Here is a 21,082-nt window from a genome sequence, read left to right as displayed (position 1 = left end):
ATGGCTGCCGAAGAAGCTGCCCGAAGGAACGGGGCGCGCGTCAGGCGAGCGACAGATCGCGCGGTCGCGTGCTGCGGGCAAGCCGCATGACGGCAAGGCCGAGGACGGGGAAGATCGCTCCGATCCATCCCAATTGTTGCAGGCCGAACTCGGCAATGACCACACCGCCGATCATCGAGCCTATGGCGACGCCGAGATAGAGCGCCGAATAGTTGAGCGACAGCGCGAGCGGCGCGCTTTCCGGCGCGATGGAGAGGATGCGGCTCGCCTGCGCCGGGGCGAACATCCAGGCGATGACGCCCCAGAGCACCATATGGGCAATCAGTACCGGACCGGCAATATCCTGCGGCAACGCCATGATCCAGCTGACCGCCGCCAGCGTCAGCGTGCTCAGTACGGATGAGAGGACGACCGTGCGCGTCGCGCCGAAACGATCGGCAAGCTGGCCGCCGAGGAAATTGCCGAGCGCCGCGCCGACGCCGAAGGCGAGGAGGATGACCGGCAGGAGTTCGCGGCCAAGGCCGACGCCGTCCAGCGCGATGGCGGCGATATAGGTATAGACCGCGAAAGCCCCGGTCATATAGAGCAGCATGGTCAGGAGTGCCGGCAGCAGCCCCGGATGCCGGATCACCGCAAGCCTCTGCTTCAGGCTGAGCCTGTCGGCGCGCAGGCCGGCGGGCAGCACCCACCAGACGATGAGGCTTGCCAGCATGCCGACGAGCGCGATGAACAGATAGGTGCCGCGCCAGCCGGCAAGGCCGCTGATGAAAGCGCCGAGCGGCGCGCCGAAGGCGACGGCGAGCGTGGTGCCGGCGACGATGGCCGAAATCGCCCGTCCGCGGTGATGCGGCTCCGATATGGCGACGGCGGTCGCCTGGGCGGTGGCGGCGTAAAGTCCCGCGACGACGGCGATCAGCAGCCGTGCCGCCATGAGCAGGATATAATTCGGAGAGATGGCGGCCAGCAGCGAGCCCGCGACGAAAACCAGCGCGCTGCCGGCCAATATGCTGCGCCGGTCGAGCGACCCGGTGATCGCCGCGACGATCGGCGCGCCGATGGCATAGGCAAAGGCATAGGTCACGACCAGATAGCCGGCCTGGACAAGCGTGACGCCCGTATCGCCGGCGATCTGCGGCAGAAGGCTGGCGACGACGAAACCCTCGATGCCGATGGCAAAAGTCCCCAGTGCCAATCCGATGAGCCGAATATCCATGCTGCGCCTCGATGTTCAATGAATGTTGAACTATTACGACCGCCGCATCGTCTGTCAAGGGAAAGTTCAACGAATATTGAACATTGAAAACTCTCCTGCCAATTGCTATTCATTGGGCATGACCAATGTGCTTCATCACCCCTCGAAGGAAGACATCACATTGCCCGCCGTGCTTGGCGCCCTTGGCGACGAAACGCGGCTCGCCATCGTCTCGATCCTCTCCCGCCATGGCGAGAGCGAGCGCAACGTGACATGCAGCTATTTCCTCAATCTCGGCTCGAAGACGGCGCTGAGCTACCATATCGCCAAGCTGCGCGAGGCCGGCATCATCAATGTTCGTCCCGACGGCACCAAGCGCCTGCTCAGCCTGCGCCGCGGCGACCTGGAGGCGCGTTTTCCGGGGTTTCTGGCCTCGGTGCTCTCCGCGGCGCCCACCGCCGACGAGGAAGTCGACGCCTGAAGCCGGATGCGGCTTTAAATAAACAAAATTTGGTCTAGCATGGTCGGATGCAGCGCCGTTGCATCAATGGGAGAACAGGCATGGCCTTCGAAGACATCAAAGCCAGGATCGCACTTCTGATGGAGGACATGGTCTCCCGGCCAGCGGATGCGCATGAGATTCACGAAAGACTGCGCGAGCAGCTGAACGAGCTGAAGGCGATGGGCATGCCCCTGCCCGACGATCTCGTGGCGCTGGAAAAGCGCCTCGAGACCGATTTCGACTCCTAGAACCGCGCGCCATCCACATGGCTGCTCCGCTCGTCGCCCTTCCTGTCGCGGCCGTCGAGCAGGCCGAGGTCGCGCAACATGTGATCCGATAGTTCCTCGGCGCGAATGATGGCCGTGCTGCCCTTGCCGAAACGGCCGCGAATGCGCTGCCACCAGCTTTCCTTCGCCGCCGGCCGCCACGTCTGAATTGCCATGTTGCTCATCGTTTCAACTCCGCTCGCCGGGCCGCTCCGGGGCCCGTTTGATGGCGGCAAGATGCGCGCTCCCGTGCTTGTATTCCAACAAAACCCCGATTAGCATACATAAGTACAGCTTATGCGAGACGATCGATGCAGCTTCCGCCCCTATCCGCAATCCGCGTCTTCGAGGCCGCCGCCAGGCTTGGCAGCTTCACCCGCGCGGCCGAGGAACTCGGCATGACCCAGGCGGCGGTGAGCTACCAGATCAAGCTTCTGGAGGAGCGCATCGACGCGCCGCTTTTCCTGCGCAGGCCGCGTCAGGTCATCCTCACCGAGGTCGGCGCGCGGCTTTCGCCGGCAATCAGCGAAGCCTTCGACCTGATCCGCGGCGCTATCGCCTCGTCCCGCGAAAACGCCGATGGCATCCTCGCCATCACCACCATTCCGACCTTCGCGGCGAATTGGCTCGTGCCGCGGCTCGGCTCGTTCCAGCTGGCGCATCCAAACCTTGCCGTACGGCTGAAAGCCACGCGCGACCTGATCGATTTCAATGGGCAGGAGGCAGATGTCGGCGTGCGCTCGGGCCATGGGAAATGGCCGGGGCTGACCGCGCACAGGATATTCGATGCGCAGTTCACGCCGATGCTGACGCCGGCGCTGGCGGAGTCGATCGGCGGCATTCATAAGCCGGAAGACCTGCTGAAACTGCCGATCGTTGACCCGAGCGACAGCTGGTGGAAATTGTGGTTCGGCGTCGTCGGCATCCCCGAGCCGAACCTGCTCGGCAATCCGCGCAGCCGCTTCGGCGACCAGCATCTGGAGGGCAAGGCCGTGCTTGCCGGAATGGGCGTCGGCATTCTGTCGCCGGTGTTCTACCAGACGGAGCTCGAACAAGGACAGCTTATCCAGCCCTTCGACATCGTCGGCAGCGAAGGCCTCTATTACTGGCTGGTCTACAAGGAGACGCGGCGCAATGTCCCCAAGATCCGGGCCTTCAGGGATTGGCTGCTGGGCCAGCTCGAGGATGACTAGTTCGAGGATGGATGGCGCCTCAGAAGCGCGGAACGGCCGCCGCGGCCGCTCCGGCTGCCGGATCAGAATATGGCGAGATAGCGCAGCAGCGAGATGATGCCGATGACGACCACGATGACCTGGGCGATCTGCTTTGCCCGGCCATCGAGCGGCAGCATCTGGATGAGATAAAGGACTAGGAAAATCACCAGAACGGTGATCAAAAGACTGATCAAGATCGACATTTCAATTTCCTGTTTTGAGATCAATGTAAGTGTAGCGCTACTAAACTCCCGTCCCGGGCGATTGGTTCCGGCAGCCCCGCTTCTCTCATCCTCCGCAAGCCGAGATTGTTAGGAGGGCGCCAAGCTGATAGCCTGCGGCTCCCTCACCCGTTCGGAATCACGCCATGCCCTCACTTTTCCATTTCGCCTATCATGTAACCGATCTTGACGAGGCCCGGCGCTTCTATGGCGGCGTCCTTGGCTGCACCGAGGGCCGCAGCACCGACACATGGGTGGATTTCGATTTCTTCGGCCATCAGATCTCGCTGCATCTCGGCCAGCCATTCGCCACCGCCAATACCGGCAAGGTGGGCGACCACATGGTGCCGATGCCGCATTTCGGCGTGATCCTGCCGCTCGACGACTGGAACGCGCTGGCGGAGCGGCTGAAGCAGCATTCGGTGGATTTCGTCATGCCGCCCGTCGTGCGGTTCCAGGGCGAGCCGGGCGAGCAATGGACCATGTTCTTCCGCGATCCCTCGGGCAATCCCATCGAGGTCAAGGGCTTTGCCGACTTCGCCGGCATCTACGCCAGATAGGCCGGCAAGCGGCGCTCGCCATGGAACCCCAGCAATCGAATATCAGGGCGGCCCTGTGGATGGCCGGCTCGCTTGTCGCCATCATCCTGATGGCGGTGTCGGGCCGCGAGGCCTCGCGCGAGCTCAACGTCTTCCAGATCATGGAAATGCGCTCGCTGATCGGCCTGGTCATGCTGTATCCGCTGGTACGCGCCGCCGGCGGATTGCGCGCCATGCAGACCAGCCGGATGTGGCTGCACATTGCGCGCAATACCGCGCATTACACCGGCCAGTTCGCCTGGCTCCAGGCGCTCTCGCTCATCCCGCTGGCGCAGCTGATCGCCATAGAATTCACCACGCCGGCGTGGACGGCGCTGCTGGCGGTGGCCTTTCTCGGCGAGCGCCTCACCCTGTGGCGCGGCCTCACCGTGCTCCTCGGCATCATCGGCGTCGTCATCATCGTCCGGCCCGGAATGGCCTCGATCGAGACCGGCCAGCTGATCGTGCTCGGCGCGGCGCTGACCTTCGGCATTTCCTTCACCATGGTCAAATCGCTGACGCGCACGGACAGCGCGGTGCGCATCATCTTCTGGATGCTCGTCATCCAGTCCGCCATCGGCTTCCTGCCCGCCGCCTGGTTCTGGCGCTGGCCGAGCCTCGAAGTGATGCCGTGGATCATCATCATCGCCTTCACCGGCACGTTCTCGCATTATTGCATGGCCCGCGCGCTCAACCATGCGGATGCGACCGTGGTGGTGCCCATGGACTTCCTGCGGGTGCCGCTGACGGCGGTCGTCGGCTGGCTGCTCTATGCGGAACAGATCGACATCTACACCGCCGCCGGGGCAGCGCTGATCCTGTGCGGCAATGCGCTCAACCTGAAGAACCGCAAGCCGCCGGCGAAGCCGTGAACCGGGCCATGCCGGGCGCTATGGCTCGTCCTCCTGCACGGCAATGGCATCCTCGACATCCTCCGCCGGCCGCAGCGCCTGCACCCTTGCCTCGGCGGAACTGGCGAGATGGGCCCAGATCTTCGCCAGGCTGGCGGCGGCGCGCCGATAGGAGGCGTCCACCTCCGCCTGGCCGATCATGGCTTCCACCTCACCGAAATCGCGCACGCCCTTGTCGATCACGCCATGCAGGCGCGAGGCCTGTTCGAATGTCAGATTTGGCCGGTTCAGCGCGGCCGGAACCTGTTTGACGAGCTGCTGCACCAGGTCAGCGTGCCGCTGAAGCCGGACTATCGCTTCGTTTCCCATGCCATGCTCCTTCGCTTTTTCATGATGCGCGTATGCACAGATAAAGGCAAATTCAGGCCGGGAGTTCCAATATCCATGTCGTTCTCCATACCGTTCCGGGCGATCACCGCGCGCCCATGTGCTCGACGAGGAAATCGATGAAGGTGCGCACGCGGGTGGCGAGATAATCATGGCCGACGAAGACGGCATTGATCTGCTCAAGATCGCCCGGATTGTAATCCTCGAGGATCACCACCAGCCTGCCCTCGCGAATATCGTCGGCAAGGTGGAAGGCGCCGAGCCGGGTGATGCCCAGGCCCGCCAGGCACATCTGGCGGTTGATCGCGCCGCTGCTGGCGAGGAAATTTCCCGAGATCGGGATCATCTCGACAATACCGCTCTTCGGATCCATGAACGGCCATTCCTCGACGGCGCGGCGGAAATTGAAGTTCAGGCAATTGTGGTTCTCGAGCTCGTCCGGATGCTGCGGCGTACCGTGCCGCCGCAGATATTCGGGCGCCGCGACCACCACTTTCCGGCTTTCGCAGAGCTTGCGCGCCTTGAGGTTGGAATCGCGCATCGGGCCGACGCGGATGCCGATATCGGCGCGTTCGCCGATCAGGTCCACCACCCTTTCGCTCAGCGTCATGTCGAGCTCCACCTCCGGGTAGAGTTCGAGGAATTTCGGCATCAGCGGCAGGATGAGGCTCTGGCCGACGGCGACGGAGGAATTGACCCGCAGCAGGCCGCGCGGCGCGACCGAGGCGCCGGAAGCGACGACCCGCTCCGTCTCCTCGATCTCGGCGATGATGCGCCTCGCCCGCTGGCGGTAGATTTCGCCCTCGGGCGTCAATTGCAGCGAGCGGGTGGAGCGGACGAGAAGCCGCGTGCCGAGCCGGTCCTCGATGCGGCGGATCATCTTGCTGACGGCGGAGGGCGACAGGCCAAGGCGACGGCCGGCAGCCGAGAAACTGTCGAGTTCGACCGCCGTGACGAACACGTCCATTTCCCCTATCCTGTTGTCCATCGGGCAGAACCTTTCGACCTATGAATTCCATTCACAGGAGTTAAGCGATAAGCTGCGATTATCATAGGCAATCGAACGTTCCATATCCACTCCCGGATTGCGCCCGCAAGAGCGCATGACAGTTCCCGTTGTTGGAAGCCCATTGTTGAAAGCCCATTATTGAAAGGAAGATCGATGTTCAATGTTGACGCCAATGGAGCCGCCATTCCCGCAATCGGTTTCGGCACATACCGCATGCCCGGCGCGGACGTGCTGCGCATGGTGCCGGCGGCGCTGAAGCTCGGCTACCGCCATGTCGATACCGCGCAGATCTATGGCAATGAAAGCGAGGTCGGCGAGGCGATCGCGGGTTCGGGCGTGCGGCGCGAGGATGTATTCCTGACGACGAAGGTCTGGGTCGACAAATATGCCCATGCGGATCTCATCGCCTCCGTCGACGAGAGCCTCGGGAAATTGCGGACGGATTACATCGACCTGCTGCTGCTGCACTGGCCTAAGAGCCCTGTTCCGCTGGCGGAGCGCATCGGCGCGCTCAACGAGGTCCGCGATGCGGGCAAGGTCCGGCATATCGGCGTCAGCAATTTCAGCACGGCGCTCATGGCCGAGGCCGTATCGCTGAGCAAGGCGCCGATCGTCACCAACCAGATCGAATATCACCCCTATCTCGACCAGACGGTAGTGCTGGAAGCGGCACGGCGCAGCGGCATGAGCATCACCGCCTATTACGCCATGGCCGATGGCAAGGTGATCGGCGATCCGGCAATCAAGGCCATCGCCGCGGCCCATGGCAAATCCGAAGCGCAGGTCGTGCTGCGCTGGCTCGTGCAGCAGGACGGCGTGATCGCGCTGTCGAAAACCGTCAGCGAGGATCGTCTGCGCAGCAATTTCGACATATTTGATTTCGTGCTTTCGGAGACGCAGATGCAGGCGCTGCACGCTCTGGCCCGGCCGGACGGGCGCATTGTCAATCCCGGGCACCTCGCTCCCGACTGGGACCGCTGAGGGGAGTTTGGCAGGGTGGTGGTTCTGACAGGTTGGCGGGGTTGAGCTCGCAGACCTACAACCCTGCAAAACTCTCCCGTCATCCTGAGCTTGTCGAAGGGCGCAACAACGTTTGTGCAGTCTCTTGTTAAATACGGAAAATCCTCACCACGCCCGCGCAATCGCGTCTGGTCATTGAAAATGGGGGGAGACGGGCGGTCTTCAGCGCGTCGTAGTGGTATCAGGGTCGAGGTCCGAAGACCGCCCGCGACGTCTTTGCCTACTATTGCCACGCTTGTCAGACGCAACAACCCGGAAAACGAAGCGCCACCTCCGTTTCCATCTGCAGTTTGCTGGTCGATCGGGGTTGTCACTTCCGATATCCCGGCAACGCCACCCTTTCCCAGCTTGTCGAAACAGCACCGGAAGCTGCTCCCCCACTGGAAAGGACCGAATCACAATAACCCGGTTTCAAAGTGGTGGGATAAGTTTCCACTTATCCCCCACGGAGGGCCGCGCGTTGCATAAATGATGTGCGTGCTTCGTGCTTCGACAGCCTCAGCATGAGGGGCTCAGGATGAGGATGATTGATTTGATTGCAGAAAAGCAGGGAGCCATGATCTGAAACCTCGCAGAACTATCCCCCTGCCACCCACCCCATCCCCTCATCTGTGAATTCGCTTCACAAAGGTTGAGCGTTGCAGCTCGGTTATCAATGCAATCGCCGCGCGCCATATTGGCTGCAACGTAACCGGCGGCTGTCGCCGGGCTCCATTCAACCTTGATCCGAGGAAAAGACCATGCCTCTTGCCCTTCTGGCGCTGACGATCAGCGCCTATGCCATAGGAACGACCGAATTCGTCATTGTCGGACTGCTGCCGACCGTAGCCGCAGATCTCGGCATCAACCTGCCGCTGGCCGGCCTCATCGTCAGCGTCTACGCGCTCGGCGTCACCTTCGGCGCCCCGATCCTCACCGCCCTCACCGGCCGCGTCGAGCGCAAGCCGCTGCTGCTCGGCCTGATGGCGCTCTTCATCATCGGCAACAGCGCCGCCGCGCTCTCGCCGACCTATGCGATGCTGCTCGTGGCCCGCGTGCTGAGCGCCTTTGCCCATGGCGTATTCTTCTCCGTCGGCGCGACCATAGCGGCCGATCTCGTGGCGCCCAACCGGCGCGCTTCCGCCATCGCCACGATGTTTCTCGGCCTCACCGTCGCCATCGTCACCGGCGTCCCGCTCGGCACCTTCATCGGCCAGCAACTCGGCTGGCGCGCCACATTCTGGGCCGTGTCGCTGCTCGGCGTCATCGCCTTCCTCGCCATCGCCTTCCTGCTGCCTTCCACCATCGCCAAGGCACCGCCCGCCCGCCTCATGGACCAGCTGCGCGTGCTCGGCAGCGGCCGGCTGATCCTTGCCTTCGCCATGACGGCGCTCGGCTATGGCGGCACCTTCGTCATGTTCACCTACCTTGCCTCGGTGCTCGAGGAGATCACCGGCTTTGCCAATTCGACCGTCAGCCTGGTGCTCGTGCTCTATGGCCTGTCCATCGCCATCGGCAACATGGCGGGCGGACGCCTGGCCGACGGCAATCCGGTCAAGGCGCTGATGGTAATGTTCCTGCTGCAGGCCATCGCCCTCGCCATCCTGACCTTCACCGCCGTCTCGCCGGTATGGTCGCTGGTGACGCTGGCGGTGCTCGGCGCCCTGTCGTTCTCGAACGTTCCCGGCCTCCAGCTCTATGTGGTGCAGCTGGCGAAGCTCCACCGGCCGGGTGCCGTCGACGTGGCCTCCGCGCTCAACATCGCCGCCTTCAATCTCGGCATAGCCGGCGGCGCGTTCCTCGGCGGCATCGTGGTGGCATCGCCGCTCGGGCTCGGCGCAACGCCATGGGTGGGCTCGCTGCTCGTCCTCGGCGCCATGGTGCTGACGATCTGGAGCCACCAGCTCGACAGGCGCGAGGGACAGGTGGCGCTGGCCCATGCCTGAGGGCGAGGCCAAGCCTTGCCCAAGCTTGGCCCAATCTTGGCCCAAACTTGGCATAGCCGCAAAAACAGTTAAGGTCGGCATGGGATTCGTGAGGGAGGCGTTCCATGCTGGCCGAAATGGCTCTGCCGATCAGACTGACAATGCGACTCTGGCTGAGGTTCTGGCCACAGCTCGTCCTCGTCCTCCTGCTCGGCCTGATGGCGACGGATCTGCTGATGTACCTCGCCGTCCGGGCCGCCTATGTGAACCATTATCTCGGCCTTGGCGTGCTGACGCTGGTCGCCCTCGCGCAATTGGTGACCACGGTTTCCCTCATCCTCATCGTCCGCCCCGGCCTGCCCTCCGTCATGGCGGCGCAGGGCGACGGCGACACTCGAACGACGGGCGATGCTGGCCCGGGCGGCCTTTCGCGCCTTGCGACGATCATCGGCGTGGCGCTGCTTCCCTTCTTCGCCTATTACGCCGCCTGGGGCTTTCTCGGCGATACGGTGCGGCAATATTCGCGCCTCGCCCTGGCCATGATGCCGTTTGGCGGCGAGGGCGGCAATGTGCTGGACGTGCTCGATTCGAAATGGATCCTCCTGTCCGTGGTCATATCCTGGGCCGTGCGCCGCTTCGCCAAGACGATGCGGGAGCGCACCGGCAAGGCGATCTGGCAGATCGTCATGGTCATCTGCGAGACGAACTGGATCTTCATCGGTCTCTACATCATCAGCCGCTGGAAGGACCAGTGGATGAACATGCTGGTCGAAGGCCGGCTCTGGTCGTGGTTCGAGCAATTGCTGGCTGTGCTGGTACAGCCGATCGGCCATGCCCATGCGGCCGCCATGGTGGCCGTGGAACAGGTTCCCGAAAGCGCCGGAACGCTCGCCGTCAGCCTGTTCTTCCACGCCCTGCTGCCGGTGATCTGGCTGGTCATGGTCGCCATCGTCTACGGCTATGACGTGCGCGACGAGCAGGAACTGCTGCGCATCCACCGCCGGGTGGAGCGGTTCGGCGAGCGCTACAAGTCGATCCCGAAATTCCTGCGCGATTTCGTCGAGCACTTCATCGGCGGCTATCGCTCGCGCTATCTGCCGATCGCCAATGGCGTGCGGCTGACGCTGAATTCCGGCCTGCTCCTCATCATCACGCTGATCCTCGGCTATCGCTTCATCGAATGGGCCGGCGCGTGGCTGTGGCTCGGCGCCGCGCGGCTCATCGGCCCGCACGGCCTCAATGAATGGTCGGTGCTCGGCAATTTCGTCAGCTTCCTGTTCGGAAGCCCGCTGCAGGATTCATCGACCGGCATCCTCATCGAGCCGTTGCGCATCTGCTTCCTCGCCGCCGTACTGGAAACCGCATTCTCGATGACCCGCAAGGCCCCGGCCGAGCAGCCTTCGCCGGCCCCCGCCAGCGCGTGAACCCTGCGCGTGAACCCGAGGCCTGAACCTTTTCAGGGCGCGGCAAAGCGCAGATAGCGCGGGCGCTGGCTATGGACGCCGATGGTCGGATAGAGTTCCGGCACGACATTCTCCGGCACGAGATAGCGTTCCTCGATCACCATGCGGTCGCCCTGCGCCGCGCCCGAAAAGGTTGCCGACATACAGGTCTGGATGCCCTCCTGCGCCCGCGGCAGGCCGTTGACATTGGCCGGCAGCCAGGAGCGCCCGGCCTTGTCGTAGAGCCTGACGGAGCACATCAGCCACAGATTGCGCAGGTCGGGATCGCCGATCTCCACAGCGAAACGGGCAATGACCGGCACAGCTCCCTTCGGCGGCTGCCGTCCGGGCCGCATTTCGCCTGTCGCATTGCGAATGCCGAGAAATTGCCAGCGGCTGCCGGCATAGTCCGCCGTTTCGCCGGGCGCGATATCCGTGGCGAAGACGTCACGATATTTCGACAGTTCGAGCACGTCGCGATAGGATGTTACGACCAGCGCCAGAGGCACGACGACGACCAGCGCCAGCAGGCTGCGCCGCCGCCAGACCCGCTCGGGGCTTTCACCGGTCTGAACTGGGTTCGCCATGGCTCAATTCCCCGCAATGTTTACCGGACGGGACAGGTCGAAACGGTCCACGGTCAGCGGCGCGCCATCATTGAACTTCCGGAAATCGTCGATGGAAATGCGGGCCTCCGAATCGAGCACCGGCTCCATCTTGCTGGAAACGAGCAGGGTGGCGCCATTGACCTGATCCGGATTGATCTCGAAGACGAAACGCACCTTCTTCGGCAGGCCGGGCTCGACCAGGAAGGGCGGTTGCTGGTCGCCGGAGGATCCGCCCCTGTCGCTGAGGTTGAAGAGCAGCCCGGTCGGGCCCTTCCAGATCGCCGACGAGACGCCCGTCGAGCTTTCGGTGGCGCCGAGTTCCGCCGTGACGATCGCCCAGAGCCCGGATGTCGTCGCGATGCGGGTCTTGCCGAATTCGGTGACCGCCAGTTCGCGCGCGAAGACCACCTCGTCCAGCGTCACCTCGAATTGCCGCGCCCGCACCTTCTCGTGCATCTTGCCATGGACCGGAATCGCGCCGGTCAGCTCGCCATAGCGCGGCTTGGTCTGCTGCATGGCGAAGAGGACGCCGATCGCCACCAGCAGGACGGCGACATTGACGAGCCGGCGCATCAGCCCTGCTCCGCCGCCAGCGGCATTTCCAGCGTGCCGGCAATGTGCTTGTTCCACCAGCCGGGCGTCCCGGTCAGATTATTGCGGTATTTGAACTGGAACGCCTCGATGCCGAAGATCATGCGGTCCTTCGGCATGGCATCGGCGGGCATGAGCCAGACATAGGTCATCTTTTCCGGCATTCCGGGCTGCAGGTCGGGCATCAGCGTTTCATCGCGCATGAGGTAGACCATCGGCTGCTCGACCGCGGCAAATTCGATCGGCAGGCGCAGGGCCGTGGCATAGCCGCTGTCCGACTTGACGGAACGGTTCATGACTTCCGCCTCCAGCACCAGCGCCCGCAGGCCCTCTTTCGGCGTCGTGCTGAAGACCTTCTTGTCGGTGGACCAGAGCCGGAGCGGCTTTATGCGCCATTTCCCCGCCTCCATGGTCTCCCCGGCGGTCAGTTTGGGCAGAGTGTCCTTCGGCATGGCTTCGAAGGCGCCAAGGGCAAAGGCAACGCCGAGCGCCAGGAACGAACCTATCCCCGCTGTCAGCCAGGCCGCGGCCTTGCTGCGAAACGCCATCAGATGCGATCTCATGGCTGGCCTCCCTCCCGCCAATTGCCAATCAAAACGACTCGTGCGCGCCAAGATGCAATGGCTGGGGGGAGGATTTCAACCCCGTATCGGCATTTGACCGAGAAGCGACCTGGCTAGCGCGAGGCGACCTGCGGCAGGTAGGCATTGACGAGGCTGACCACCTGGGCGTCGCGCTGCCGGGCTGTTTCGCCGCCCATGACCACGGCGACCAGCTGGCGGCCATTGTCATTGATGGAGGTGACGATGTTGAAGCCGGATGCGCGCACATAGCCGGTCTTGATGCCGTCGGCGCCTTCGACCTGCGCCAGGACGCGATTATGGCCGCGGATCAACTTGCCATTGAACATGAAGTCCTTCTCGCCGAAGTAGTAGTAATATTGCGGATGATGCTTGCGCAGCGAAAGCCCGAGCAGCGCCATGTCGCGCGCGGTGGTCACCTGCTGGCTGTCCGGCAGGCCCGACGCATTGCGGAAGACGGTGCTGCGCAGTCCGAGCTGCCGCGCCTTGGCCGTCATCTGCGCCGCGAACTGTTCCTCCGTGCCGCCGAGATATTCGCCCAGCGCCACCGCCACGTCATTGGCCGATTTCACCACCAGCGCCTTGATCGCCGTATCGACATCGATCGACTGGCCGGGCTTGAGCCTCAGCCGGCTCGGCGGCTGCGAAGCCGCGTGGGCCGAGACGGGAATGGGCGTCGTCTTGGTGATCCGCCCCGATTCCAGCGCCTCGAACACCAGATAGAGCGTCATCATCTTGGTCAGCGAGGCCGGGATGCGCGGCAGGTCGGCACTCGATTGCTGCAGCACGGCTCCGGTGCTGCCGTCCACGACGATGGAGGCCGACTTTTCGGATACGGGAGCAAGCGTGATTGCGCCCACCGGATCGCGCGACGTCGAGCTGCAACCGCTCGCCAGGCTCAATGCGAAACAGAGGGCGAGCGCGATCTTGACGAAGGAAATGGGAAACATGGACACTCGCGGCGGCAATTGACTACGGATGGGCCGGGCGGCGCGGCGCCGCCCTTGCTGCCCGGTTGTTAGCCTATTTCTCGATCCGCGCCAAGCCATGCCTGTCCAAGCCATGCTATCCGGCCATGCCTGTCCGGGCCGGGCCTATGCCGTCAGCATGACCTTCACGCTGCGCGAACGATCGAGCGCGGTGCGGAACGCCGCCGGCGCATCTTCCAGCCTGTATTCGCCGGTGACGAGGCGAAGAACGTCGATCCTGTTGTCGACGATCAGTTCCACCGCCTCGAAGAACTCCTCGCCGAAGCGGAACGTGCCGACGAGGTCGAGTTCCTTGGCCATGATCGCATTGGCCGGAAGCTCGATCATGCCGCCGGCGAGATTGCCGACCTGGATGACGCGCCCGCCGCGGCGGACCGTGCGGATGGCGGATGCAAGGCCGGCAGCCGTGCCGGATATCTCGAACGCCATGTCATAGGGCGTCGCCGCGGCATAGGCGGCGAGTTCGTCGGCGCCGCCGGAAATGTCGATCGTCTGGTCGGCGCCGAGCTCGCGGGCGAATTTCAGCGGCGCCGCCGCGATGTCGACCATGGCGACCGACCGGGCGCCGGCATGTTTGAGCGCAAGCAGCGTCAGCAGCCCGATGGGACCGGAGCCGAAGATGATCGTCGAGGCGCCCTTGACGTGGCCGGCGCGGCGCACCGCGTGGAGGCAGACGGCAAGCGGCTCCGCCAGCGCGGCCGCCTGGAACGGCAGCTCCGCCGGAACCTTGACGCATTGCGCCGCGGTCGCATCGAACAGGGCGGCGAACCCGCCCTGCATGTGCGGCGTCTTCGAGGCGGAACCCATGAAGAAGATGTTCTCGCACAGGTTCGGCCGGCCTTCATGGCAATAGGCGCAGGTGCCGCACCAGCGCGAGGGATTGACCGCCACCCTGTCGCCGACCGCAAGGCCGGAGGTGGCGAAACCGAGTTCCACCACCTCGCCGGCAACCTCGTGGCCGAGGATCAGCGGCGATTTCACCACGAAATCTCCGGTACGGGCATGGCGGAAATAGTGCATGTCCGAGCCGCAAATGCCGCCGGCGCCGAACTTCACCCGCACCATGCCGGGCGCAAGCGGACCAAGCTCGGTTTCGACGACGCGCAGATCCTCGGCGCCGAAGAGCGTTGCCGCGATGGTTTTCGCGCTCATTTCACCAGGCCCAGCTGGGTCGGCAGCCAAAGCGTGATGGCCGGGACGAACGTGATGGCGATCAGCGCGATGAAGAGCGGCACGAGCCAGGGCAGGATCGCCATGGTGGTGCGCTCGACCGAGAGTTTCGCCACGCGGGAGAGGACGAAGAGCACCATCCCCAGCGGCGGATGCAGCAGGCCGATCATCAGGTTGAGCGTCATGATCAGGCCGAAATGCACCGGATCGATGCCGAACTTGATCACCAGCGGCAGCAGGATCGGCACGAGGATGGTGATTGCGGCGATCGTGTCGAGGAAGCAGCCGACGAACAGCATCAGGAGATTGACGAGGATGAGGAAGACCCATTTGTTCTCGGTGATCGAAAGGATCGCCGTCGACAGCAGCTGCGCTGCCTGGCTGACCGTCAGGAGCCAGGCGAAGACGGAGGCGGCGGTGACGATGAACAGCACCGACGCGGTGGTCTCGATCGTATCGAAACTCGCCTTGGCGAGGCTGGAAAGCGTCATGGTGCGATAGCGCACCAGGCCGAGGAACAGCGACCAGAGCACGGCGGCGACGGCGGCTTCCGTCGGGGTGAACCAGCCCATCGTCATGCCGCCGATCAGGATGACCGGCGTCATCAGCGCCATGACGGCGGAGAAGTCGAAATACCAGTCGGCGGCGAGCAGCAGCACCAACGCGATGCCGACCGAGGCATTGATGGAAAGCCCGGTCAGGGTGAGCAGATAGATGAGGACCGGGACGCAGGCGACGACGACGATTTCAAGCGACGCCTCGAGCAATTGCTTGATCTGGAACGGCGCATCCGAACCCCAGCTGCGGCGATAGGCGAAGATGGCGACCGTCACCATCATCAGCACGGTCATGACGATGCCGGGCAGGATGCCGGCCATGAACAGCGCGCCGATCGACACATTCGCCATCATCCCATAGATGACGAAGGGCAGCGAAGGCGGGAAGATCGGCCCGAGCGTCGCCGAGGCGGCGGTGACGCCGACGGCGGCTTCCACCGGATAGCCATGGTCCTTCATCGCCTTGATCTCGATGGTGCCGATACCCGCCGCATCGGCGAGCGCGGTGCCGGACATGCCCGAGAAGATGACGGAGCCGACAATATTGACCTGCGCCAGGCCGCCCTTCATCCAGCCGACGAGAGCGACGGCGAAGGAATAGATGCGGCCGGTGACGCCGGCGGAATTCATCAGATTGCCCGCAAGGATGAAGAACGGCACGGCGAGGAGCGGAAAGCTCTCGACGCCGGCGATCATGCGCTGCGCGACGATGATATCCGGCGCGACGCCGAAGAAGACGAGATAGAGCACCGAGGCGACCGCCATCGAAATGGCGACGGGTACGCCGACGAGCATCAGGACCAGGAATGATCCAACCAGCAACAACATGAATCAATCCCCCAGGTTCTGGAACATTTCGGGCCGCTCCAGCACGGAATAGCCCCGGCGCAGATTGGCGATGAAGACCTGTATCGAGCGCAGCAGCATCAGGATGAAGGACAAGAGCACGCCGTAGAACACGATGTTGCGCGGCAGGTCGATCGTGACCATGCGCTCGTCGGCGACGATCTCGACATAGCGCCACATCAGCCAGACGGCATAGGCGAAGAAGCCGATGCGCACGATATCGACGAAGGTCGCGAGCACCCGCGCCACCCCTGCGGGCAGGTAGTGATAGAGCACGTCGACCTGGATATGGCGCGACAGGCGGGCACACATGACGGAGCCGAGGAAGACCACGCCGACAAGGCAGTTGATGGCGATTTCCTCGGTCCAGGCATAGCTGTCATTGAGGACGTAGCGCGTGAAGAACTGCAGAAAGACGCAGGCCGTCATCAGCCAGAACACGACGAGCGTGAGCCAGTCCTCCACCGCGTAATCGGACATGCGGGCGACGGGCGCCACATCCTCGAAGGAATGCGCCAGTTCTTCCGCCGTCACTTGGGTATGGATCTCTTCTTTCGACATGCCGGTCTCCGGTGGTCAGGTCAGCTGGCGACCGGGCGGACCATGCCGCCCGGCACTGTGCGAAATGCTTGCGCGAAGACTATTTGATGGCGCGAATGGCTTCCCAATCGGACTTCTCGTAGCCGAAATCCTCGAACTTCACCTTTTCGAGAACCGTCTTCTCGAAATCGGCCTTGTCCACTTCGGTGACCGACAGGCCGCGCTCCTTGAAGCCCGCGACGAGTTCCGTTTCCTTGGCGGCGATGTTCTTCGTGGTCTTCTCGGCAGCCTGCTGCATGACTTCCTCGAAGATCTTCTTGTCCTCGTCGGAAAGGCTGGCCCAGAGCTGCTTGGAGACCACCGTATTCAGGTGATCGACGATATGGCCGGTGAGGACGATGTTCTTCTGCACCTCGAAGAACTTCTTCGCCTCGATGGTGGTCAGCGGATTTTCCTGCGCCTCGACCGTGCCGTTCTGAAGCGCGAGATAGACTTCGGCAAAGGCGATGGGGGTCGTGTTCGCGCCGCAGGCACGCGGCATTGCGAGATAGGCCGGAACGTCCGGCACGCGGATCTTCAGGCCCTGCATGTCGGAACATTTGGCGATGGGCTTGTTCGCCGTGGTATGGCGCGTGCCGTAATAGCTGACGGCCGTGATGTGGTTGCCGGTCTTTTCCTCGTAGCCTGCGGCGAGCCGCTTGAAGATATCGCTCTTCGTATAGGCGATGAGGTGATCCGGATCACGGAAGATATAGGGAAAATAGGTCACGCCGATCGGCTTGTAATCGCGGGCGGCGAAGCTCGAGCCGGAAATGATGATATCGACCGTTCCGAGCCGCAGGCCCTGGTTGATATCCGCTTCCTTGCCGAGCTGCGAGGCCGGGAATACGTCGATCTTGTAGCGGCCATTGGTGCGCTTGGCGATTTCCTCGGCTGCCCAGACGGATTCCGTGTGGAACGGTTCCGACGTCTCGTAGACATGCGCCCATTTCAGCGTCGTTTGGGCATGGGCGGCCATTGCCGAAAGTGTCAGCGCTGCCGCAGCGCCCAGTAAGCTTGCAAATTTGATCTTCACGTTCATTCTCCTCCCAGATTGAATTGGATCGTCTCGGTTTATGCCGGGCTGGTTCGCCCCTTCTCACTTTCCAGTTCCCCGTCGAAGCTCCTGGAAAATCTCGATTGCGATTGCTGCAGATGATGGCGCATCACCGACCGCGCCCGCGCCGGATCGCCCGCCGCGATGGCGTCGCGGATGGCGCGGTGCTCCTCGAACGCCTCGCGCCACGAGGCCGGGCTTTCGAAATGGCTGGCGAGCCTGGTGAAATAGGGCGTCAGGCGCTGGTCGAACAGGTCGCCGACCACGCGGTCGAGCGCCGCATTGCCGATGATGCTGCAAATGGTGGTGTGGAACAGCCTGTCCAGCATGATGGACTGGTGCGGATCCTTGAAGGTTCGCGCCATGCGCGTCAGCACATCGTCCATTGCCGCGACATGGGCCGGCGTTATCGCCAGCGCGGCCTCCTCGACGATGGCGCATTCGATGAGCGTGCGGGCGCGCAGCAGCTCGAACGGCCCTTCCAGTTCCTCGGAGTGAAGCGAAAGCGGCCGGTCCCGCGTCTGCCGCGCGACATAGATGCCCGAGCCCATGCGGATGTGGATGAGGCCTTCGACCTCGAGAGCAATGAGCGCCTCGCGCACGGTGGGGCGGGAAACGCTCAGTTCCTCGGCCAGCTCGCGCTCGCCGGGCAGTCGCTCGCCGACCGAAAATGCTCCGCCCTCGATCCGTTGCCGGATCTGGTCTGCCACTTGCCGGTAGAGCCGGCGCGGCTGGATGGCTGCAAACATGTTCCCTCCCGCGCAGTCTCCCTTCTGCGCCGACTGGTAAACTGGTCTTACCAATAGCCAACTGATACATTGATATATATGCGCGAGTCAACTCGTCTCCGCGTTGCGGGCTTTCTTGCCTCGCAGCCTTGAAACGCGGCGCTGCCGGCCGGTTGGCATCGGGCGGCTGTTACACATTGTATCAGAAAGTGATTGCCGGGTGCCGCCACGAACAGGCTAAGAGAAATCCACTCGATGATCCATCGTCAAACCGGTGAGAAATGCTGTCTGAAATTCGCTTGCTCGGCACCTTTGCCTGTCTTGGTCTTGGCCTCGCTCTCGGGGCCTGCACCACGACCGATCCAAAACTGCCGCAGGCGTCCTCGCTGCCGGTGCCGCAGCCCTCGCCCCGCACCGCCGAGGCAGGAGCCTCGCAGGCCGTCGCGGCGGCCGATAGCGCGCAGGCCGGAACCAGGGAACTTGCTCTCGCCCCGGCCAGCCAGCCGTCAGCGGCCTCGGCAGCACTCCCGGCAGCCTTCAAGGCGCCGGACCCGGCCCTCGACAGCCTCATATCCAAATATTCGGTTGCCTATTCGGTACCGGAATCGCTCGTCCGCCGCGTCGTGCATCGCGAAAGCCGCTTCAATCCCGCGGCGCGCAACGGACCCTATTGGGGCCTGATGCAGATGCTGCCCGCAACCGCGCGCGGCATGGGCCACAAGGGCAGCGCCAAGGATCTGCTCGACGCGGAAACCAATCTCAAATACGGCGTCAAATATCTCGCCGGAGCCTATATGGTTGCCGATGGCAATCCGGACCAGGCGGTTCGGCTCTATTCCCGCGGCTATTATTACCAGGCCAAGCGCAAGGGCCTGCTCGAAGAGACCGGACTGAAGCCGTCGAGCGCTGCAACGGCAAAGCCGGCGGTCATGACGGCAGAGAGCGCACCCGCGCAGACTGTACCGGCCCAGGCGACACTGGCCCAGGCGACACAGGCCCAGGCGACGCCGGCGCAGATGGCCTATGGCGCCGAGCCGGCAGCGGCATCGCCCGCCGCGGTTTCCCTGCCGACGACCCGCCCGTAACCGGCCAGCGCCGCTACTTCCACCAATGATGGAAATGGTGCACCGGCCCCCGGCCCTGCCCCACTTTGATATTCGTCGCAGCCGCCATGGCTGACGTCAGATAGTCCTTTGCGGCGCCGACCGCCTGCTCGAGCGGCTGGCCCTTGGCGAGTTCCGCGGCAATGGCCGCCGACAGCGTGCAGCCCGTTCCATGATCATTGCTGGTATCGATCCGCCTGGCGCTGAAGCGCTGGACGCCAGACGGGCGCACAAGCACATCGGTGCTGTCCTCGCCCGTGCCATGGCCGCCCTTCATCAGTACGGCTTCCGGCCCCTGCGCCAGCATGAGCTCAGCCTGGCGGATCATCGCGCGCTCATCCTGCGCAATGGCTTCGCCGGTCAGCAAGGCGGCTTCGGCGAGGTTTGGCGTCAACAGCAGCGAGCGCGGCAGAAGCAGCGCCCGAAGCGCCTCGATCGCGCCATCCTCCAGCAGGCGGTCGCCGGAGGTGGCGACCATGACCGGATCGAACACCACCATCCTGTCCCAGCCGGACAGCGCCGACGCTATGGTCTCGATGGTCGCGACGGAGGACACCATGCCGACCTTTATCGACCGTACGGCGATGTCGGCGAGCACCGCATCGATCTGGGCGCGGATGATCGAGGGCGACAGGTTTTCGACCGCGTGGACGCCGAGCGTATTCTGCGCGGTGACGGCAGTCAGCACGCTGGCGCCATAGACGCCGAGGGCCGAGAATGTTTTCAGGTCGGCCTGGATGCCGGCGCCGCCGCCACTGTCGGAGCCGGCGATGGTCAGGGCGATGGCGGTCATGCGCGAACCGTCAGCGCCGCATCGACCGCCTCGCGCAATTGCCGTGCTGCCGCCTCGGCATCGGGCTGGCGGAAGATGGCGGAGATGACGGCAACGCCATCGGCGCCCGCTTCGATGGCCTGCGGCGTGCGCGCAAGGCCGATCCCGGCAATGGCGCCGATCGGCAACTCTGGCTTGCCCTGGCGGATCAGCGCGGCCAGGCGGCGGAAACCGTCAAAGCCGATGGGGCTGAGATTGTGCTTGGTCGGCGTCTCGAAGAGACCGCCTATGCAGGCATAGTCGATATCGCCGTCCAGCGCCGCCCGCGCATCGTCCTCGTTCTTGACCGTGAGGCCGATGATCCTGTCCCGCCCGAGCAGACGGCGCGCATCGGCCACCAGCATGTCCTCGCGGCCGACATGGACACCTTCGACGCCCGAAGCGAGGGCGACGTCGATGCGATCATTGACGACGAGCGGAACGCCGGTTCCCCGCAGCGCCGCGTGGATGGTGCGGGCTCGCTCCACCATCTGGCGCGTCGGCGAATTCTTGTCGCGATACTGGATGATCGTCGCGCCGCCCCTGGCGGCAGCCAGCGCCAGCGCGCCGAGGTCCCTCGCAGGTCCTATGGCGTCGAAATCGACAATGGCATTGAGGCGGTAATCTACATCTGGCACTTCGGCACTCCATCGATTGGAGATCCGGACAAGTGCGAAGGCGAGGCTGAGACAGCGTGATGAATGTCCATTCCCGTTCCTACGCCGGCATGACCCGGATCAGGTTCAAGGGTCCGGCTCACCGCCATCTCAGCATCGTAGGATGCCCCCCTCGGAATGAAGTCATGATGGGGCGGCGCGCGGGCGAAGTCAATGCGCTGCCGCCTCGATCGGCCCATCTGCCGTGGCCCGATGTCAG

At 63.8% G+C, this 21,082-nt stretch carries 25 protein-coding genes and 1 riboswitch; of the genes, 9 read left to right on the top strand and 16 right to left on the bottom strand.

What is annotated here, in order from left to right; genetic code table 11:
- Nucleotides 1-40 precede the first annotated feature (40 nt).
- Nucleotides 41-1,213, bottom strand: coding sequence for an MFS transporter (locus OSJ75_RS16805; RefSeq protein WP_267228827.1), 1,173 nt, complete (start codon nt 1,211-1,213; stop codon nt 41-43).
- 118 nt (nt 1,214-1,331) lie between these two features.
- Between OSJ75_RS16805 and OSJ75_RS16800 the strand changes: the two genes are divergently transcribed.
- Nucleotides 1,332-1,673 (top strand): ArsR/SmtB family transcription factor, encoded by a 342-nt coding sequence (locus OSJ75_RS16800; protein WP_267228950.1) that lies wholly within the window; start codon nt 1,332-1,334, stop codon nt 1,671-1,673.
- 80 nt (nt 1,674-1,753) lie between these two features.
- Nucleotides 1,754-1,942 (top strand): hypothetical protein, encoded by a 189-nt coding sequence (locus OSJ75_RS16795; RefSeq protein ID WP_250020304.1) that lies wholly within the window; start codon nt 1,754-1,756, stop codon nt 1,940-1,942.
- Here the strand turns inward: OSJ75_RS16795 and OSJ75_RS16790 are convergent.
- On the bottom strand, nt 1,939-2,145 hold the full coding sequence (locus OSJ75_RS16790) for a hypothetical protein (protein WP_250020305.1): 207 nt from the start codon (nt 2,143-2,145) through the stop codon (nt 1,939-1,941). The two genes, OSJ75_RS16795 and OSJ75_RS16790, sit on opposite strands and share 4 nt — an antisense overlap.
- Before the next feature lie 126 nt (nt 2,146-2,271).
- Between OSJ75_RS16790 and OSJ75_RS16785 the strand changes: the two genes are divergently transcribed.
- Nucleotides 2,272-3,153, top strand: a complete 882-nt coding sequence (locus tag OSJ75_RS16785; RefSeq protein ID WP_267228826.1) for a LysR substrate-binding domain-containing protein — start codon at nt 2,272-2,274, stop codon at nt 3,151-3,153.
- A gap of 62 nt (nt 3,154-3,215) precedes the next feature.
- On the opposite strand, the gene OSJ75_RS16780 is transcribed toward OSJ75_RS16785, so the two are convergent.
- Nucleotides 3,216-3,377: a Thivi_2564 family membrane protein gene (locus OSJ75_RS16780; protein WP_250020307.1), complete on the bottom strand. Its 162-nt coding sequence runs from the start codon at nt 3,375-3,377 to the stop codon at nt 3,216-3,218.
- A 164-nt stretch (nt 3,378-3,541) separates the two neighbouring features.
- Here OSJ75_RS16780 and OSJ75_RS16775 point away from each other — a divergent pair, with 164 nt between their 5' ends.
- Entirely contained in the window at nt 3,542-3,955 is a 414-nt protein-coding gene (locus tag OSJ75_RS16775; RefSeq protein ID WP_250020308.1) for a VOC family protein, read from the top strand.
- Between the two features lie 20 nt (nt 3,956-3,975).
- On the top strand, nt 3,976-4,845 hold the full coding sequence (locus OSJ75_RS16770) for a DMT family transporter (protein ID WP_267228825.1): 870 nt from the start codon (nt 3,976-3,978) through the stop codon (nt 4,843-4,845).
- 18 nt (nt 4,846-4,863) lie between these two features.
- On the opposite strand, the gene OSJ75_RS16765 is transcribed toward OSJ75_RS16770, so the two are convergent.
- Nucleotides 4,864-5,193, bottom strand: coding sequence for a hypothetical protein (locus tag OSJ75_RS16765; RefSeq protein ID WP_267228824.1), 330 nt, complete (start codon nt 5,191-5,193; stop codon nt 4,864-4,866).
- 103 nt (nt 5,194-5,296) lie between these two features.
- Nucleotides 5,297-6,199, bottom strand: a complete 903-nt coding sequence (locus OSJ75_RS16760) for a LysR family transcriptional regulator (RefSeq protein WP_250020311.1) — start codon at nt 6,197-6,199, stop codon at nt 5,297-5,299.
- 174 nt (nt 6,200-6,373) lie between these two features.
- Between OSJ75_RS16760 and OSJ75_RS16755 the strand changes: the two genes are divergently transcribed.
- The 3 genes from OSJ75_RS16755 (at nt 6,374) to OSJ75_RS16745 (ending at nt 10,568) form a co-directional block, all read left to right on the top strand.
- Nucleotides 6,374-7,201, top strand: coding sequence for an aldo/keto reductase (locus OSJ75_RS16755; RefSeq protein ID WP_267228823.1), 828 nt, complete (start codon nt 6,374-6,376; stop codon nt 7,199-7,201).
- A gap of 779 nt (nt 7,202-7,980) precedes the next feature.
- A complete protein-coding gene (locus OSJ75_RS16750; protein ID WP_267228822.1) occupies nt 7,981-9,165 on the top strand; it encodes an MFS transporter in 1,185 nt (394 codons plus the stop codon).
- 104 nt (nt 9,166-9,269) lie between these two features.
- On the top strand, nt 9,270-10,568 hold the full coding sequence (locus tag OSJ75_RS16745) for a hypothetical protein (protein ID WP_267228821.1): 1,299 nt from the start codon (nt 9,270-9,272) through the stop codon (nt 10,566-10,568).
- 32 nt (nt 10,569-10,600) lie between these two features.
- Here the strand turns inward: OSJ75_RS16745 and OSJ75_RS16740 are convergent, their stop codons facing one another.
- The 9 genes from OSJ75_RS16740 to OSJ75_RS16700 form a co-directional block, all read right to left on the bottom strand.
- Nucleotides 10,601-11,173 (bottom strand): hypothetical protein, encoded by a 573-nt coding sequence (locus tag OSJ75_RS16740; protein WP_267228820.1) that lies wholly within the window; start codon nt 11,171-11,173, stop codon nt 10,601-10,603.
- 3 nt (nt 11,174-11,176) lie between these two features.
- Nucleotides 11,177-11,767 carry a hypothetical protein gene (locus OSJ75_RS16735; protein ID WP_267228819.1) on the bottom strand — a complete coding sequence of 197 codons (591 nt, stop codon included), beginning with the start codon at nt 11,765-11,767 and terminating at the stop codon, nt 11,177-11,179.
- Nucleotides 11,767-12,348: a hypothetical protein gene (locus OSJ75_RS16730; protein WP_267228818.1), complete on the bottom strand. Its 582-nt coding sequence runs from the start codon at nt 12,346-12,348 to the stop codon at nt 11,767-11,769. Before OSJ75_RS16730 ends, OSJ75_RS16735 begins: the two co-directional genes overlap by 1 nt.
- A gap of 113 nt (nt 12,349-12,461) precedes the next feature.
- Complete coding sequence (locus OSJ75_RS16725) at nt 12,462-13,316, bottom strand: D-alanyl-D-alanine carboxypeptidase family protein (RefSeq protein ID WP_267228817.1); 855 nt, start codon at nt 13,314-13,316, stop codon at nt 12,462-12,464.
- Nucleotides 13,317-13,460: 144 nt separating this feature from the next.
- Nucleotides 13,461-14,507, bottom strand: a complete 1,047-nt coding sequence (locus OSJ75_RS16720; RefSeq protein WP_267228816.1) for an L-idonate 5-dehydrogenase — start codon at nt 14,505-14,507, stop codon at nt 13,461-13,463.
- Nucleotides 14,504-15,910: a TRAP transporter large permease gene (locus OSJ75_RS16715; RefSeq protein ID WP_250020202.1), complete on the bottom strand. Its 1,407-nt coding sequence runs from the start codon at nt 15,908-15,910 to the stop codon at nt 14,504-14,506. The genes OSJ75_RS16720 and OSJ75_RS16715 overlap by 4 nt, the downstream gene beginning before the upstream one ends.
- 3 nt (nt 15,911-15,913) lie before the next feature.
- Entirely contained in the window at nt 15,914-16,489 is a 576-nt protein-coding gene (locus OSJ75_RS16710) for a TRAP transporter small permease (protein WP_250020201.1), read from the bottom strand.
- Between the two features lie 79 nt (nt 16,490-16,568).
- Entirely contained in the window at nt 16,569-17,549 is a 981-nt protein-coding gene (locus tag OSJ75_RS16705) for a sialic acid TRAP transporter substrate-binding protein SiaP (RefSeq protein WP_416362579.1), read from the bottom strand.
- 32 nt (nt 17,550-17,581) lie between these two features.
- Nucleotides 17,582-18,313 (bottom strand): FadR/GntR family transcriptional regulator, encoded by a 732-nt coding sequence (locus OSJ75_RS16700; protein WP_267228814.1) that lies wholly within the window; start codon nt 18,311-18,313, stop codon nt 17,582-17,584.
- Between the two features lie 260 nt (nt 18,314-18,573).
- Between OSJ75_RS16700 and OSJ75_RS16695 the strand changes: the two genes are divergently transcribed.
- Nucleotides 18,574-19,377, top strand: a complete 804-nt coding sequence (locus tag OSJ75_RS16695) for a lytic transglycosylase domain-containing protein (protein WP_267228813.1) — start codon at nt 18,574-18,576, stop codon at nt 19,375-19,377.
- Nucleotides 19,378-19,390: 13 nt separating this feature from the next.
- Here the strand turns inward: OSJ75_RS16695 and thiD are convergent, their stop codons facing one another.
- Together thiD and thiE are read right to left on the bottom strand one after the other, a co-directional pair.
- Nucleotides 19,391-20,188, bottom strand: a complete 798-nt coding sequence (gene thiD, locus OSJ75_RS16690; RefSeq protein ID WP_267228812.1) for a bifunctional hydroxymethylpyrimidine kinase/phosphomethylpyrimidine kinase — start codon at nt 20,186-20,188, stop codon at nt 19,391-19,393.
- Nucleotides 20,185-20,844, bottom strand: a complete 660-nt coding sequence (thiE, locus tag OSJ75_RS16685; RefSeq protein ID WP_267228811.1) for a thiamine phosphate synthase — start codon at nt 20,842-20,844, stop codon at nt 20,185-20,187. The genes thiD and thiE overlap by 4 nt, the downstream gene beginning before the upstream one ends.
- 59 nt (nt 20,845-20,903) lie before the next feature.
- Nucleotides 20,904-21,006, bottom strand: a riboswitch (TPP riboswitch).
- Nucleotides 21,007-21,082: the final 76 nt, after the last annotated feature.

Source organism: Phyllobacterium sp. 0TCS1.6A, assembly GCF_026420825.1.
GTDB lineage: Bacteria > Pseudomonadota > Alphaproteobacteria > Rhizobiales > Rhizobiaceae > Phyllobacterium.
The sequence above is the reverse complement of the archived record's forward strand: the minus strand, read 5'-3'. Positions and strand labels throughout refer to the sequence as shown.

What these genes read in the sequence shown, in the direction of transcription:
- OSJ75_RS16720 (WP_267228816.1), bottom strand. Translation starts at nt 14,507, where the DNA reads ATGAGCGCGAAAACCATCGCGGCAACGCTCTTCGGCGCCGAGGATCTG.
- OSJ75_RS16740 (WP_267228820.1), bottom strand. Translation starts at nt 11,173, where the DNA reads ATGGCGAACCCAGTTCAGACCGGTGAAAGCCCCGAGCGGGTCTGGCGG.
- OSJ75_RS16780 (WP_250020307.1), bottom strand. Translation starts at nt 3,377, where the DNA reads ATGTCGATCTTGATCAGTCTTTTGATCACCGTTCTGGTGATTTTCCTA.
- OSJ75_RS16700 (WP_267228814.1), bottom strand. Translation starts at nt 18,313, where the DNA reads ATGTTTGCAGCCATCCAGCCGCGCCGGCTCTACCGGCAAGTGGCAGAC.
- OSJ75_RS16705 (WP_416362579.1), bottom strand. Translation starts at nt 17,549, where the DNA reads ATGAACGTGAAGATCAAATTTGCAAGCTTACTGGGCGCTGCGGCAGCG.
- OSJ75_RS16750 (WP_267228822.1), top strand. Translation starts at nt 7,981, where the DNA reads ATGCCTCTTGCCCTTCTGGCGCTGACGATCAGCGCCTATGCCATAGGA.
- OSJ75_RS16795 (WP_250020304.1), top strand. Translation starts at nt 1,754, where the DNA reads ATGGCCTTCGAAGACATCAAAGCCAGGATCGCACTTCTGATGGAGGAC.
- OSJ75_RS16735 (WP_267228819.1), bottom strand. Translation starts at nt 11,767, where the DNA reads ATGCGCCGGCTCGTCAATGTCGCCGTCCTGCTGGTGGCGATCGGCGTC.
- OSJ75_RS16765 (WP_267228824.1), bottom strand. Translation starts at nt 5,193, where the DNA reads ATGGGAAACGAAGCGATAGTCCGGCTTCAGCGGCACGCTGACCTGGTG.
- OSJ75_RS16775 (WP_250020308.1), top strand. Translation starts at nt 3,542, where the DNA reads ATGCCCTCACTTTTCCATTTCGCCTATCATGTAACCGATCTTGACGAG.
- OSJ75_RS16755 (WP_267228823.1), top strand. Translation starts at nt 6,374, where the DNA reads ATGTTCAATGTTGACGCCAATGGAGCCGCCATTCCCGCAATCGGTTTC.
- thiD (WP_267228812.1), bottom strand. Translation starts at nt 20,188, where the DNA reads ATGACCGCCATCGCCCTGACCATCGCCGGCTCCGACAGTGGCGGCGGC.
- OSJ75_RS16790 (WP_250020305.1), bottom strand. Translation starts at nt 2,145, where the DNA reads ATGAGCAACATGGCAATTCAGACGTGGCGGCCGGCGGCGAAGGAAAGC.
- OSJ75_RS16725 (WP_267228817.1), bottom strand. Translation starts at nt 13,316, where the DNA reads ATGTTTCCCATTTCCTTCGTCAAGATCGCGCTCGCCCTCTGTTTCGCA.
- OSJ75_RS16805 (WP_267228827.1), bottom strand. Translation starts at nt 1,213, where the DNA reads ATGGATATTCGGCTCATCGGATTGGCACTGGGGACTTTTGCCATCGGC.
- OSJ75_RS16730 (WP_267228818.1), bottom strand. Translation starts at nt 12,348, where the DNA reads ATGAGATCGCATCTGATGGCGTTTCGCAGCAAGGCCGCGGCCTGGCTG.
- OSJ75_RS16800 (WP_267228950.1), top strand. Translation starts at nt 1,332, where the DNA reads ATGACCAATGTGCTTCATCACCCCTCGAAGGAAGACATCACATTGCCC.
- OSJ75_RS16715 (WP_250020202.1), bottom strand. Translation starts at nt 15,910, where the DNA reads ATGTTGTTGCTGGTTGGATCATTCCTGGTCCTGATGCTCGTCGGCGTA.
- OSJ75_RS16745 (WP_267228821.1), top strand. Translation starts at nt 9,270, where the DNA reads ATGCTGGCCGAAATGGCTCTGCCGATCAGACTGACAATGCGACTCTGG.
- OSJ75_RS16760 (WP_250020311.1), bottom strand. Translation starts at nt 6,199, where the DNA reads ATGGACAACAGGATAGGGGAAATGGACGTGTTCGTCACGGCGGTCGAA.
- OSJ75_RS16710 (WP_250020201.1), bottom strand. Translation starts at nt 16,489, where the DNA reads ATGTCGAAAGAAGAGATCCATACCCAAGTGACGGCGGAAGAACTGGCG.
- OSJ75_RS16785 (WP_267228826.1), top strand. Translation starts at nt 2,272, where the DNA reads ATGCAGCTTCCGCCCCTATCCGCAATCCGCGTCTTCGAGGCCGCCGCC.
- OSJ75_RS16695 (WP_267228813.1), top strand. Translation starts at nt 18,574, where the DNA reads ATGCTGTCTGAAATTCGCTTGCTCGGCACCTTTGCCTGTCTTGGTCTT.
- OSJ75_RS16770 (WP_267228825.1), top strand. Translation starts at nt 3,976, where the DNA reads ATGGAACCCCAGCAATCGAATATCAGGGCGGCCCTGTGGATGGCCGGC.